This is a genomic window from Planococcus donghaensis MPA1U2, assembly GCF_000189395.1.
Taxonomy (GTDB): Bacteria; Bacillota; Bacilli; order Bacillales_A; family Planococcaceae; genus Planococcus; species Planococcus donghaensis_B.
Map to the genome: position 1 here is coordinate 23,058 of NZ_AEPB01000054.1, position 14,975 is coordinate 38,032.

The window sequence follows — 14,975 nt, forward strand, 5'->3', positions numbered from 1 at the left end:
GGAATCGAGCGGCTTTAACCGGCCGTTCTCCAGTTATTCATTCAGCCATTACCGAGGAAGAGCCGTACAGAAACTCGAGACAAAAGGGAGGTAGGCTCCTTGATAGATGTTAATAATTTTGAGTATATGAAAATCGGATTAGCGTCACCCGATAAAATTCGCTCATGGTCTTATGGAGAAGTCAAAAAGCCAGAAACAATCAATTACCGTACATTAAAACCTGAAAAAGATGGTTTGTTCTGCGAACGTATTTTCGGTCCTACAAAGGATTGGGAATGTCATTGTGGTAAATACAAACGCGTTCGTTATAAAGGTGTTGTCTGTGATCGTTGTGGCGTTGAAGTTACACGTTCAAAAGTTCGCCGTGAGCGCATGGGACACATTGAATTAGCAGCTCCTGTTTCACACATTTGGTATTTCAAAGGAATTCCGAGCCGCATGGGACTTATCTTAGACATGTCTCCACGTTCACTTGAAGAAGTTATTTACTTTGCTTCTTATGTAGTAATCGATCCTGCGGATACACCACTTGAAAAGAAACAGCTTCTATCTGAAAAAGAATACCGCGCTTACCGTGATAAGTTTGGCAAGAAATTCCAAGCTGCTATGGGAGCGGAAGCAATCAAACGTCTATTACAAGAAATTGACCTTGAGCGCGAAACGGATTCTTTAAAAGAAGAGTTGAAAACAGCTCAAGGCCAACGCCGCACTCGTGCGATTAAACGCCTTGAAGTCGTAGAATCATTCCGTAACTCAGGGAACAACCCTGATTGGATGATTTTAGATGTTTTACCTGTTATTCCACCTGAACTACGTCCGATGGTTCAATTAGATGGCGGTCGCTTTGCGACTTCTGATTTAAATGACTTGTATCGTCGTGTAATCAACCGGAATAATCGTTTGAAACGTCTTTTGGATCTTGGTGCGCCAAGCATTATCGTTCAAAACGAAAAACGCATGCTTCAAGAAGCTGTTGATGCTTTGATCGATAACGGTCGTCGTGGTCGTCCGGTTACGGGACCAGGGAACCGTCCATTGAAATCTCTTTCTCATATGTTAAAAGGTAAACAAGGACGTTTCCGTCAAAACCTTCTTGGTAAACGAGTTGATTACTCAGGCCGTTCAGTAATTGTAGTTGGACCTAACCTGAAAATGTATCAGTGTGGTTTGCCGAAAGGAATGGCAATCGAATTGTTCAAACCTTTCGTTATGAAGGAATTGGTTGAACGCGGATTGGCTCATAACATTAAGAGTGCAAAACGCAAAATTGAACGTCTTCATTCTGAAGTTTGGGATGTATTAGAAGATGTAATCAAGGAGCATCCGGTTCTATTGAACCGAGCACCAACTCTTCACAGATTAGGTATCCAGGCATTTGAACCGACACTAGTTGAAGGTAAAGCAATCCGTCTACATCCACTTGTATGTACTGCATACAATGCCGATTTTGATGGTGACCAAATGGCTGTTCACGTACCTTTATCTTCTGAAGCACAAGCTGAAGCGAGATTATTAATGCTTGCAGCTCAAAACATTTTGAATCCAAAAGACGGAAAACCTGTTGTAACACCATCTCAGGATATGGTTTTAGGAAACTATTACTTAACACTTGAGCGCAAAGGTGCTACAGGAGAAGGCGCTACTTTCTCAGGACCTGAAGAAGTTATGATCGCTTATCAAACAGGCCATGTGCATTTGCATACACGTATTGCGATTCAAGCTGGAGCTGTAAACAACCCGACGTTCACAGAAGAACAAAACAAAATGCTTTTACTAACTACAGTTGGTAAAATTATTTTCAATGAAATTCTGCCGAAGTCATTCCCGTATATTAACGAACCGACTGATTTCAACTTGCAGGTAGAGACACCAGCGAAATATTTCGTTCCAACAACGACTGATATTCGTAAGCATATTGAAGAAGCGGAACTTGTAACACCGTTTAAAAAGAAAATTCTTGGTGAAATCATTGCAGAAGTATTCAAACGTTTCCATATTACGGAAACTTCGAAAATGCTTGATCGCATGAAGAGCCTTGGATTTAAATATTCGACACAAGCCGGCATCACTGTTGGTGTGTCAGATATCGTAGTTCTTCCAGATAAGGGAGAAATTTTAATCAGTGCACAAGAAAATGTAGATAAAGTAATGAAACAATTCCGTCGCGGATTGATTACAGAAGAAGAACGATATGCACGTGTCATTTCATATTGGAGTAATGCAAAAGATATCATTCAAGGTAAATTGATGGCATCTCTTGATAACTTAAACCCGATCTTTATGATGAGTGATTCCGGAGCTCGTGGTAATGCTTCCAACTTTACACAGCTTGCTGGTATGCGCGGATTGATGGCCAACCCGGCTGGACGTATTATCGAACTTCCGATTAAATCTTCTTTCCGTGAAGGATTGACAGTACTTGAGTACTTCATCTCTACCCACGGTGCTCGTAAAGGTCTTGCCGATACAGCACTGAAAACAGCCGATTCTGGTTACTTAACTCGTCGTTTAGTAGACGTTGCCCAAGATGCAATCGTTCGCGAAAATGACTGTGGAACAGATAGAGGATTGTTGGTTGGAGCGTTGATGGAAGGTACAGAAGTAATTGAAGAGCTTGATGAGCGTATCGTTGGTCGTCATGCTAAGAAAACAATTCGCCATCCTGAAACAAAAGAAATTATTGTAGCAAAAGACGAATTGATTACTCAAGATTTAACTCGTCTTATTGTAGAAGCGGGCATTAAAGAAGTTACAATCCGTTCTGCATTTACATGTAATACAAAACACGGTATTTGTAAGAAATGTTACGGCACGAACTTAGCAACTGGAGACGAAGTTGAAGTGGGCGAAGCAGTAGGTATTATTGCAGCTCAGTCAATCGGTGAGCCAGGAACTCAGCTTACAATGCGTACATTCCATACAGGTGGGGTTGCAGGAGACGATATTACTCAAGGTCTTCCGCGTATCCAAGAAATATTTGAGTCGCGTAATCCTAAAGGTCAAGCAGTTATTTCTGAAATTACAGGTACAGTTACTGAAGTTGAAGAAATTCGTGAAGGTCAGAAGGAAGTAACGATTCAAGGTGACGTTGAAACTCGTAAGTATTTAGCTCCTTATAATGCGCGCATCAAAGTTCAAGTAGATGACGCTATTGTACGAGGCGAAGTATTAACGGATGGTTCAATTGATCCGAAACAATTGCTTCAAGTAAAAGACGTTCAAGCTGTTCAAGTGTATCTATTGAAAGAAGTTCAAAAAGTATACCGTATGCAGGGTGTAGAAATCGGCGATAAGCACGTAGAAGTTATGGTTCGTCAAATGTTCCGTAAAGTTCGCGTAATTGAAGCCGGAGATACTGAATTGCTACCAGGTTCACTATTGGATATTCACCAATTCACTGAAGCGAACGTAAAAGCGGTTCTAGAAGGTAACTTACCAGCGACAAGCCGTCCTGTAATTCTAGGGATTACAAAAGCTTCTCTTGAAACAGAATCATTCTTATCAGCCGCATCCTTCCAAGAAACGACTCGTGTCTTAACAGATGCAGCGATCAAAGGAAAACGTGATGAGCTACTAGGATTGAAAGAGAACGTTATTATCGGCAAACTTGTTCCAGCTGGAACAGGAATGCAACGTTACCGTCAAATCAAAATTGCTCAAAGCGAAAAAGCAGCGCAGCAAGAAATTGTCGGTACAGAATCATAAAATAGATTTCTTGGATTCCGGGGAGGTTGAAAAATCTCCTCGGGATTTTTCAAGAACTTTGTTGACAGCACTAACATAGGATGATAACATGTTAAGGGTTGATGGTTAACGGTTTGATGCTTTGGAGGATATGCAAATGTCTAATGAAAAAGTAAAACAGACAAGTGAAATAATCATCGGTACAAAGCAGACAGTAAAAGCATTAAAAAGCGGTATTGTCCAAGAAGTAATAGTGGCAAAAGACGCGAACGATCGAATGACCGAACAGATCGTCCATCTAGCTTTAGAAAAAGGTATTCGGATCGAATTTGCAGATTCACGATTAAAGCTTGGCAAAGCATATGGCATTAATGTCGGTGCAGCTGCAGTAGCTATTACTGGATAACAGTTTTTGTGTAAATCACAAAGACTTTGTTTTTTACCCAAAAATGAACCACCTGGATATGTGGTATTAGAACACCTTTTGAGAGGAGGAAAAATCGATGCCTACAATTAACCAATTAGTTAACAAGCCTCGTAAACCAAAGAGCACTAAATCTGATTCACCAGCCCTAAACAAAGGGTACAACAGCTTTAAAAAGTCTCAAACTAACGTGACATCACCACAAAAACGTGGAGTATGTACTCGTGTTGGTACAATGACACCTAAAAAGCCAAACTCGGCATTGCGTAAATATGCGCGTGTACGTTTGACTAACCAAATTGAGGTTAATGCTTACATCGGCGGCGAAGGTCACAACCTTCAAGAGCACAGTGTAGTTCTTCTTCGCGGCGGACGCGTAAAAGATTTACCGGGTGTACGTTACCATATCGTACGTGGAGCACTTGATACAGCTGGAGTTACTGGTCGTATGCAAAGCCGTTCTAAATACGGAACTAAACGCCCTAAAGTTAAAAAATAATATTTTAAATTAACGAAGTGACTTCGTTGAAAGGAGGAACATACATGCCTCGTAAAGGTCCTGTAGCTAAACGTGACGTGTTGCCAGATCCAATTTATAATTCAAAATTGGTGACACGCTTAATTAATAAAATGATGGTTGACGGAAAAAGAGGTACTTCACAAAAGATCCTATACGGAGCGTTTGAGTTAGTTAAAGAACGCAGCGGTAAAGATCCAATTGAAGTATACGAACAAGCATTGACTAACGTTATGCCAGTTCTTGAAGTACGCGCTCGCCGTGTTGGTGGAGCTAACTACCAAGTACCGGTTGAAGTTCGTCCTGAACGCCGTACAACTTTAGGTCTTCGCTACCTTGTAAACTATTCACGTCTTCGTGGAGAGAAAACAATGGAAGAGCGTTTGGCTAATGAAATTTTAGATGCTGCTAACAACACTGGTGCAGCTGTTAAGAAACGTGAAGATATTCATAAAATGGCGGAAGCAAACAAAGCGTTTGCACATTACCGCTGGTAATTTCTTTCGAGATGTTTACATCTTAATCCGAAATGGAAGGAGAAAAACAACATGGCTAGAGAGTTCTCCTTAGACAAAACACGTAATATCGGGATCATGGCACACATTGATGCTGGTAAAACGACTACTACGGAGCGTATTTTATACTACACAGGTAGAATCCACAAAATTGGGGAAACACATGAAGGTGCTTCTCAAATGGACTGGATGGAGCAAGAGCAAGAGCGTGGAATCACGATCACTTCTGCTGCAACTACCGCTTCATGGAGAGAACATCGCGTTAACATTATCGATACGCCAGGACACGTAGATTTCACGGTAGAAGTTGAACGTTCACTACGCGTACTTGATGGTGCAGTAACAGTTCTTGATGCTCAATCAGGTGTTGAACCTCAGACTGAAACAGTTTGGCGTCAAGCTACAACTTACGGTGTTCCACGTATCGTATTTATAAACAAAATGGATAAAATCGGTGCTGATTTCCTTTACTCTGTAGGCACATTGCACGAACGTCTACAAGCAAATGCTCACCCGATCCAATTGCCAATCGGTGCAGAAGATGAGTTCTCAGCTATTATCGATTTAGTTGAAATGAACGCACGTTTCTATGCAAACGATTTGGGAACTGAAATTACTGAAGGTGAAATTCCTGAAGAATATAAAGAACTTGCTGAGGAATGGCACACTAAATTAGTGGAAGCTGTTGCTGAGCTTGATGAAGAGCTAATGGAGAAATACCTTAGCGGTGAAGAAATTACTGTTGAAGAACTTAAAGCTGGTATCCGTAAAGGAACACTAGATGTTGAGTTTTATCCAGTAGTTTGTGGAACTGCATTTAAAAACAAAGGGGTTCAATTAATGCTTGATGCAGTAATTGATTACCTACCATCTCCATTGGATGTACCACCGATGACTGGTGTTCTTCCAGACTCGGACGAAGAAGTATTACGTAAGCCTGACGAAAGCGAACCATTCTCTGCGTTAGCGTTTAAAGTAATGACAGATCCATACGTAGGGAAATTAACTTTCTTCCGTGTATATTCTGGATCACTTAAATCTGGATCATATGTTCAGAACTCTTCTAAAGGTAAGCGTGAGCGCGTTGGACGTATCCTACAAATGCACGCAAACTCTCGTGAAGAAATTGCTGAAGTATACTGCGGTGATATCGCTGCTGCTATCGGTCTTAAAGATACATCAACAGGTGATACTTTAAGTGACGAGAAACATCAGGTTATTCTAGAGCGTATGGTATTCCCAGAGCCAGTTATTTCTCTTTCTGTAGAACCTAAGTCTAAAGCTGACCAAGATAAAATGGGTCAAGCACTTGGTAAATTACAAGAAGAAGATCCAACTTTCCGTGCGCATACTGACCAGGAAACTGGCCAAACAATCATCGCAGGTATGGGTGAACTTCACCTTGATATCCTAGTTGACCGTATGCGTCGTGAATTCAACGTAGAAGCTAATGTGGGTGAACCTCAGGTATCTTACCGTGAGACATTCCGTCAGTCTGCTAAAGTTGAAGGTAAATTCGTACGTCAATCTGGTGGACGTGGACAATTCGGACACGTTTGGATTGAATTCTCTCCAAACGAAGAAGGAGCAGGTTTTGAATTTGAAAATGGTATCGTTGGTGGTGTTGTTCCGCGTGAATACATTCCAGCAGTTGAAGCGGGTCTACGCGACTCTCTAGACAACGGTGTTATCGCCGGATATCCTTTAATTGATATCAAAGCTCGTTTATTCGACGGATCTTACCATGATGTTGACTCGAATGAAATGGCATTTAAAGTAGCTGCTTCTATGGCTCTTAAAAATGCAATCTCTAAAGTAAATCCGGTTCTTCTTGAGCCGCTTATGCGTGTTGAGGTTGTTATCCCTGAGGAATACCTTGGAGATATCATGGGTGACATTACGTCACGCCGCGGCCGTGTAGAAGGTATGGAAGCTCGTGGAAACGCGCAAGTTGTCCGTGCTATGGTACCACTTGCACAAATGTTCGGTTATGCAACTTCATTGCGTTCTAATACGCAAGGTCGTGGTGTGTTCTCAATGCACTTTGATCACTATGAAGAAGTACCGAAATCAATTTCTGAAGAAATTATCAAAAAAAATAAAGGTCAATAATTGAATTTTGATCTTTAATCAAGTATAAATAGTTTGTATGCCTGGAATAATAGGGCCCTATTATTCCGGCGCTTCAAATGAACAATCACTTATATTTCGAGGAGGATTTTTCTAATGGGTAAAGCTAAATTTGATCGCTCTAAAACACACGCAAACATTGGTACAATTGGTCACGTCGATCACGGTAAAACAACTTTAACTGCAGCAATCGCTACAGTTCTTGCAAAACAATCAGGTGGGGAAGCTCGTTCGTATGCACAAATCGACAACGCTCCTGAAGAAAAAGAACGCGGAATCACTATCAACACTTCACACGTTGAATATGAAACTGCAACTCGTCACTACGCACACGTAGATTGCCCTGGACACGCCGATTATGTTAAAAACATGATCACTGGTGCTGCTCAAATGGACGGCGGGATCTTAGTAGTATCTGCTGCTGATGGCCCAATGCCACAAACTCGTGAGCACATCCTTCTTTCACGTCAAGTTGGTGTTCCTTACCTAGTTGTATTCATGAACAAATGCGATATGGTAGATGACGAAGAACTTCTTGAACTAGTTGAAATGGAAGTTCGCGACCTTCTTTCTGAATACGATTTCCCTGGCGATGACATTCCTGTTATCAAAGGTTCTGCTCTTAAAGCTCTTGAAGGAGAAGCTGAGTGGGAAGAGAAAATCGTTGAATTAATGAACGCTGTTGATGAGTATATCCCTACTCCACCACGTGACACTGACAAGCCATTCATGATGCCTGTTGAGGATGTATTCTCAATCACTGGCCGTGGAACAGTTGCTACTGGTCGTGTTGAGCGTGGACAAATCAAAATCGGTGATAACGTTGATATCATTGGTCTTACTGAAGAACCAAAATCTACAACTGTAACTGGTGTAGAAATGTTCCGTAAATTACTTGACTATGCTGAAGCTGGCGACAATATTGGCGCACTTCTACGCGGAGTTTCTCGTGATGACGTACAACGTGGACAAGTATTGGCTAAACCAGGCACAATTACTCCACACACTGAGTTCAAAGCTGAAGTTTATGTTCTTTCAAAAGAAGAGGGTGGACGTCACACTCCATTCTTCACAAACTACCGTCCGCAGTTCTACTTCCGTACAACTGACGTAACTGGTGTTTGTAACCTTCCTGAAGGTGTAGAAATGGTTATGCCTGGAGATAACATCGAAATGATCGTTTCTCTAATCTCTCCTATCGCACTTGAAGAAGGAACTAAGTTCTCTATCCGTGAGGGTGGACGTACTGTAGGCGCTGGCGTTGTTGCTTCAATCACGAAGTAAGAATTGCTAAGTGTTAATTAAAGACCCTGTCTCATTAAACAATGAGACAGGGTCTTTTTTTGCGTGATTTTTAGTGATAAAGAGGAAGTTAGACCGAAAAAGGAACTTGTTCATAAAATATTCAAACTTTTTTAAAATTGTTTTAAACCTAGCAATAGCAACAATGAAAACGGATACATGATTCTTGAATGTTCAAAATTAACAAAAAACTTAGTGAAAGCCGATTGACACGGGTCGCAATAGGCGATATGATAGCAACAATTTACAAAACAAATACAGAATTCGATATATTGCATATTATAAAACTTTCGAGAAAGAAGTGGACATCATGAGTGAACAAGTAATTTATATGAATGGTGAATTCGTGAAAAAGGAAGACGCTAAGATTTCAGTTTATGATCACGGTTTTTTATACGGTGATGGAGTGTTTGAAGGGATACGTTCTTATAACGGTAATGTCTTTCGACTGGAAGAACACCTTGAGCGACTTTACGATTCAGCAAAATCTGTGATGCTCGAGATTCCACATTCTTTTGATGAAATGATTGAGATTGTTGTCCGCACACTTAGAGAAAACAAGTTTAAAGATGCTTATATCCGTCTTATCGTTTCAAGAGGAGTAGGGAACCTTGGGTTAGATCCTTATAGTTGTTCACATCCAAGTGTTATTGTAATAGCCGAACCTTTATCATTGTTTCCGAAGTCTATGTATGAAACAGGGTTAGAGATTGTTTCTGTAGCTACACGACGAAGCAGATCGGATGTATTAAGCCCGAAAGTTAAATCTTTGAATTATATGAACAACATTCTAGTAAAGCTTGAAGCTAATCTAGCAGGTGTTTCTGAAGCGCTTATGCTTAACGATCAAGGCTACGTGGCTGAAGGTTCAGCAGACAACATTTTTATTGTTCGTAAAAATAAAATATTAACACCTCCAGGGTATGTAGGAGCTCTCGAAGGAATTACGCGTAATGCCATTATAGATATAGCAACTAAAAAAGGTTATGACATTCAAGAAGGTGTTTTCACTAGACATGATGTATACGTAGCTGATGAAGTTTTCTTAACAGGAACTGCTGCTGAAGTCATTTCGGTAGTGAAAGTAGATGGTCGAGTGATAGGCGAAGGAAAGCCGGGACCAGTTACGAATGATTTACTTGTATCATTTAGAGAGCTTGTTCAAAACGATGGTGTAAAAGTTTATTCAGATCAGTTAAATGTAGTTTAAAAAAACCGAATATTAGTTCAACTCAATGACGAGGTTAAAGTAAATGGAAGCTGTATTCACAGAGAACCGGTATAGGTGGAAGCCGGTAATACAACCATTTACGACATCCCCTCTGAGTGGATTGCTGAAAGGCTTTGGCCGTTTAGGTAGTCCCGGTGACTTGTAAGTTAAAAGTTATCGTTATCAGCAGATAAGCAATGCTTATCTATAAGGCTGCGGTTGCGCAGTAAAGTAGGGTGGTACCATGAAACTTTTTCATCCCTATGCAAAGAACAAGTTTCTTTGTGTAGGGATGAAAAAGTTTTTTTGTTTCATAAGAGCTTTAGAAAAGGAGGCGGAAAGATTGGGAGTAGACGTAAAAGTTAGAGAAGAAGTTAAACAGGAATTAACAGGCAATGGGGCGGATGTGCTAATTCAATCTTTGAAAAATCAAGGAGTAGAAATCATTTTCGGATATCCTGGAGGCGCGGTGCTACCAATTTACGATGCCTTGCACCAAAATCCGATACGACACATATTGGCGCGACATGAACAAGGTGCAATTCATGCAGCTGAAGGCTATGCAAGAGTGTCCGGGAAAACCGGTGTTGTACTTGCTACATCAGGTCCAGGAGCAACGAATTTGGTAACAGGTATAGCGGATGCCATGTTGGATTCCTTGCCATTAGTAATCTTTACCGGACAAGTTGCAACTTCAGTAATTGGAACCGATGCTTTTCAAGAAGCGGATATTGTCGGAATTACTCAGCCGATTACAAAGCATAATTACCAAGTGAAAAAAGTTTCGGATCTGCCAAGAATTGTGAAGGAGGCATTTTACATCGCTTCTACCGGGCGTCCCGGACCAGTTCTAGTAGATATTCCTAAAAATATTGCGACAGAACTATTCTTATCTACTAAAGAAGAAGAGGGAGTTAACTTGCCGGGTTATCAACCAACTACTAGCCCGAACTTCCTGCAAATCCAAAAAGCAGCACAGCTATTATCACAATCGAAAAAGCCGTTAATTTTAGCAGGTGCAGGTGTGCTAGCAGCCAAAGCAACTGAAGAGCTTAAAGCCTTTTCTGAACGTCATCAAATTCCAATTACCAATACACTACTCGGATTGGGCAGCATCGCTGGCGAACATGAACTATTCCTAGGAATGGCCGGCATGCATGGAACTTACACAGCAAACACCGCAATTTGTGATTGCGATGTGCTGCTAAATATCGGTGCTCGGTTTGATGACCGGTTAACTGGAAATTTAGCTCACTTTGCACCAAATGCTCAAGTAATTCATATCGATATCGATCCAGCAGAAATTGGCAAAAATGTACCAACAGCAATTCCGATTGTTGCAGATGCGAAAGAAGCATTGATTCAATTGTTGAAACAACCATTTGAAAGCCCTAATACAACAGAGTGGATAGCAAAATTATCCGGCAATAAAGCGGAATATCCACTTCAGTATCATGTGAAGGGCCGAGAAGGCATTCTTCCTCAACAAGCGGTTGAATTGATTCACCGATTGACTAATGGAGACGCTGTTGTAACGACGGATGTCGGGCAGCACCAAATGTGGGCGGCGCAATATTACCGATTTAACAATCCACATAACTGGGTAACTTCAGGGGGCTTAGGCACAATGGGATTTGGTTTCCCAGCAGCAATCGGTGCACAATTGGCAAAACCGGATGAAAAAGTTATTTCCATCGTAGGAGACGCTGGTTTCCAAATGACGTTGCAGGAATTGTCACTGCTTCAAGAGCTACGCCTTCCGGTAAAAATTGTTATCTTGAACAATCAAAGTTTGGGAATGGTAAGACAATGGCAAGAGACGTTTTATGAGTCGCGTTATTCTCAGTCGTTAATGCCTGTTCAACCTGATTTTGTTAAATTGGCAGAAGCTTATAACGTTAAAGGTTATAAAGTGGAAACGATGGAAGAAGCAGAAGCTGTTTTTACAGAAGCATTTAATTCAAACGAGCCGGTTTTGATCGATTGTCGCGTAGTGCAATTGGAGTGTGTGTATCCAATGGTGGCACCTGGTAAAGGCTTGAATGAAATGATCGGAGTGAAAGGCGAATGAAACGAGTTATTACCACAACGGTGATCAACCAAAGCGGGGTGTTGAACCGCGTTACCGGATTGCTGATGAAACGACAGTTCAACATCGAAAGCATCTCGGTTGGTCATACAGAACAGCCTGGCATGTCGAAAATGACTTTTGTCGTTAATGTAGAAGATAAAGGCAAATTGGAACAATTATTAAAGCAACTGCAAAAGCAAATTGATGTAATTAAAGTAAATGATATTACAGATAAAGCAATGGTGATGAGAGAGTTGGCGTTGGTCAAAGTGGTTGTTCCACCAGCAGTCAGAAGTGAAATTCTCAGCATTGTTGAACCGTTCCGAGCAACGGTCGTTGATATGAGCAAAAATGTAACAACATTCCAAGTTACGGGCGACCCAGAAAAAATTGAAGCATTCATTGATTTAATGAGACCTTATGGTGTCAAAGAACTGACCCGAACCGGTGTATCCGCTTTTGTCAGAGAAACACAAAAAACTCAAGTACCACAATTAAACATCCTATAAAAAACCCAAACTCGAGGAGGAAATTAAAAATGGCAAAAATGTATTATAACCAAGACGTAAACGAACAGGTACTTAAAGGAAAGACAATCGCGGTAATCGGATATGGTTCACAAGGTCATGCACATGCTCAAAATTTAAAGGAATCTGGCTTTGATGTAGTAGTTGGCGTACGTCCAGGTAAATCATTCGAGCAAGCAGAAAATGACGGTATGAAAGTAATGACGGCTAAAGAAGCGGCAGAAGCGGCAGACGTAATCATGCTTTTAGTACCGGATGAAAAACAAACACAAATCTATAATGCAGATATCAAACCTTCATTAAAAGCAGGCAAGTCACTTGTTTTTGCACACGGCTTTAATGTTCACTTTAATCAAATTGTTGCACCGGCAGATGTAGATGTATTCTTAGTAGCTCCTAAAGGACCGGGACACCTTGTGCGTCGCACATACGAAGCTGGTGCTGGCGTACCTGGGTTAATTGCTATCCACCAAAATGTGTCAGGTCAAGCGAAAGAAGTAGCACTTGCATATGCAAAAGGAATTGGCGCGACACGTGCAGGCGTTTTAGAGACAACATTTAAAGAAGAAACTGAAACCGACCTATTCGGAGAACAAGCGGTTCTTTGCGGGGGCGTAACATCTCTAGTAAAAGCTGGATTTGAAACACTTGTAGAAGCTGGATATCAGCCTGAACTTGCCTATTTCGAATGTATGCACGAATTAAAACTAATCGTTGACCTAATGTATGAAGGTGGCTTGTCAGGAATGCGTTACTCAATTTCAGACACAGCTCAGTGGGGAGATTTTGTCTCAGGACCACGCATTGTCGATGCAGATACAAAAGCACGCATGAAAGATGTTCTTACGGATATCCAAACAGGGAAATTCGCTAAAGGTTGGTTGCTTGAAAACCAATTAAATCGTCCAGAATTCACAGCAATCGAAAAAGCAGAAGAATCACATCAAATCGAACAAGTTGGACGCGAATTGCGTGCGATGATGCCATTCGTTAACGAAGGCAAAAAAACAAAACAAAAAGAGGTGGCTGCTAATGTCACAAATTGATATTTTCGATACGACATTGCGAGACGGAGAACAGTCGGCCGGGATCAACTTGAATACAGCAGAGAAAATCGAAATCGCCCGCCAGCTTGAACGTTTGGGAGTGACGATTATCGAATCAGGATTTCCTGCTTCATCTCCAGGAGATTTTGACGCTGTGCAACGAATTGCAGGTACAGTGAAAAATTCAATTGTAACGGGCCTTGCTCGTTCGATCCAAAGTGACATTGACAGAACATGGGAAGCGTTAAAAGGAGCCGAACAACCGCATATTCATATCTTTTTAGCAACATCTCCTATTCATATGGAAACAAAATTATTTAAAACACCCGAGCAAGTGGTTGAACTGGCTGTGGAATCGGTAAAATATGCACGTAAGTTTTTCCCGCTCGTCCAATGGTCAGCAGAAGATGCTTCTCGTTCGGATCCTGAATTTCTTGCGCATATTATTCGCAAAGTAATTGAAGCAGGCGCGACGACAATCAATCTTCCAGATACGGTTGGTTATGCGACACCTCATGAATACGGTGCGATGTTCAAATACATGACGGATAACGTAGCTGGAATTGAAAAAGTAAAACTATCTGCGCATTGCCACAATGATTTGGGAATGGCGACAGCTAATACATTAGCAGCTATCGAAAATGGCGCAACGCAAATTGAAGGAACGATAAATGGAATCGGAGAACGTGCCGGTAACGTAGCACTTGAAGAAATTGCAGTTGCCTTGCATATCCGAAAACAAATATTTAATGTTGAAACGGGCATTAAACTGAACGAAATTAAACGCACTAGCCAATTGGTGAGTCAATTGACAGGTAGCTTGATTCAGCCGAACAAAGCTGTAGTTGGTAAAAATGCTTTTGCTCATGAATCGGGTATTCACCAAGACGGTATGTTAAAAAATCCGTTAACATACGAAATCATTACACCAGATTTGATTGGCGACGCAGCCACTGAATTGGTACTAGGTAAACATTCAGGGCGTCATGCTTTTAAAGATCGTGCTGTGAAAATGGGCTTTGATTTGACAGAAGAAAAGTTGAATAAAGCATTTGTTGAATTTAAGAAACTAGCCGACAGCAAAAAAGAAATTGTAGAAGCTGATTTGTATGTATTGCTAACAGATCAACAAATTCATGATAACGATACACCGATTTATAAACTGGAAAGTGTTCAAGTGCAATATGGGACAGCGAATATTCCGACGGCGACAGCTTCTGCTTATCATCCAAATGGTGAGTTAATCAATGAAGCGGCAACAGGAGCAGGTTCAGTTGAAGCGATTTTCAATACGCTAGAACGAATTGTGGAAGGCGAAGTTCATATATTGGATTATCGTGTAACGTCTATTGGTAAAGGTCGCGATGCACTAGGCGAAGCGGTTATCAATATGAGCTATAACGGAGAAACCGTTACAGGTCGAGACGTTGCTCAAGATGTATTAGAAGCCACGGCAAAAGCGTACTTAAATGCAGTCAACCGCCAAATTGTCCAAGTAGGTAAGAAGGTTAGAATCCCAGCCATATAAGAGAACAGATCGAAAGAGGAG

11 protein-coding genes are annotated in these 14,975 nt (G+C 41.2%); all 11 read left to right on the forward strand.

Annotated elements, in window-relative coordinates; all coding sequences use genetic code 11:
- The first annotated feature begins 99 nt into the window (after positions 1 to 99).
- The 11 genes from rpoC to GPDM_RS14400 all read left to right on the forward strand — a co-directional run bounded on the left by rpoC (position 100) and on the right by GPDM_RS14400 (position 14,954).
- Positions 100 to 3,705: a DNA-directed RNA polymerase subunit beta' gene (gene rpoC, locus GPDM_RS14350; protein ID WP_008432476.1), complete on the forward strand. Its 3,606-nt coding sequence runs from the start codon at positions 100 to 102 to the stop codon at positions 3,703 to 3,705.
- Positions 3,706 to 3,841: 136 nt separating this feature from the next.
- Entirely contained in the window at positions 3,842 to 4,090 is a 249-nt protein-coding gene (locus tag GPDM_RS14355) for a ribosomal L7Ae/L30e/S12e/Gadd45 family protein (RefSeq protein ID WP_008432478.1), read from the forward strand.
- Between the two features lie 97 nt (positions 4,091 to 4,187).
- Entirely contained in the window at positions 4,188 to 4,607 is a 420-nt protein-coding gene (gene rpsL / locus GPDM_RS14360) for a 30S ribosomal protein S12 (RefSeq protein WP_008432479.1), read from the forward strand.
- Positions 4,608 to 4,651: 44 nt separating this feature from the next.
- Positions 4,652 to 5,122, forward strand: coding sequence for a 30S ribosomal protein S7 (gene rpsG / locus GPDM_RS14365; RefSeq protein WP_008432480.1), 471 nt, complete (start codon positions 4,652 to 4,654; stop codon positions 5,120 to 5,122).
- A gap of 51 nt (positions 5,123 to 5,173) precedes the next feature.
- Positions 5,174 to 7,252 carry an elongation factor G gene (fusA, locus tag GPDM_RS14370; protein ID WP_008432482.1) on the forward strand — a complete coding sequence of 693 codons (2,079 nt, stop codon included), beginning with the start codon at positions 5,174 to 5,176 and terminating at the stop codon, positions 7,250 to 7,252.
- Positions 7,253 to 7,366: 114 nt separating this feature from the next.
- The gene (tuf, locus tag GPDM_RS14375; protein ID WP_008432484.1) at positions 7,367 to 8,554 is read left to right on the forward strand and encodes an elongation factor Tu; all 1,188 of its coding nucleotides are present in this window, start codon (positions 7,367 to 7,369) and stop codon (positions 8,552 to 8,554) included.
- A gap of 328 nt (positions 8,555 to 8,882) precedes the next feature.
- Entirely contained in the window at positions 8,883 to 9,782 is a 900-nt protein-coding gene (gene ilvE, locus GPDM_RS14380) for a branched-chain-amino-acid transaminase (RefSeq protein ID WP_008432485.1), read from the forward strand.
- 343 nt (positions 9,783 to 10,125) lie between these two features.
- Positions 10,126 to 11,853, forward strand: coding sequence for a biosynthetic-type acetolactate synthase large subunit (ilvB, locus tag GPDM_RS14385; protein ID WP_008432486.1), 1,728 nt, complete (start codon positions 10,126 to 10,128; stop codon positions 11,851 to 11,853).
- Positions 11,850 to 12,362 carry an acetolactate synthase small subunit gene (gene ilvN, locus GPDM_RS14390; protein WP_008432488.1) on the forward strand — a complete coding sequence of 171 codons (513 nt, stop codon included), beginning with the start codon at positions 11,850 to 11,852 and terminating at the stop codon, positions 12,360 to 12,362. The genes ilvB and ilvN overlap by 4 nt, the downstream gene beginning before the upstream one ends.
- A 29-nt stretch (positions 12,363 to 12,391) precedes the next feature.
- Positions 12,392 to 13,426, forward strand: a complete 1,035-nt coding sequence (ilvC, locus tag GPDM_RS14395) for a ketol-acid reductoisomerase (RefSeq protein ID WP_008432489.1) — start codon at positions 12,392 to 12,394, stop codon at positions 13,424 to 13,426.
- Positions 13,413 to 14,954, forward strand: a complete 1,542-nt coding sequence (locus tag GPDM_RS14400; protein WP_008432491.1) for a 2-isopropylmalate synthase — start codon at positions 13,413 to 13,415, stop codon at positions 14,952 to 14,954. Before ilvC ends, GPDM_RS14400 begins: the two co-directional genes overlap by 14 nt.
- The last annotated feature ends 21 nt before the right edge of the window (positions 14,955 to 14,975 follow it).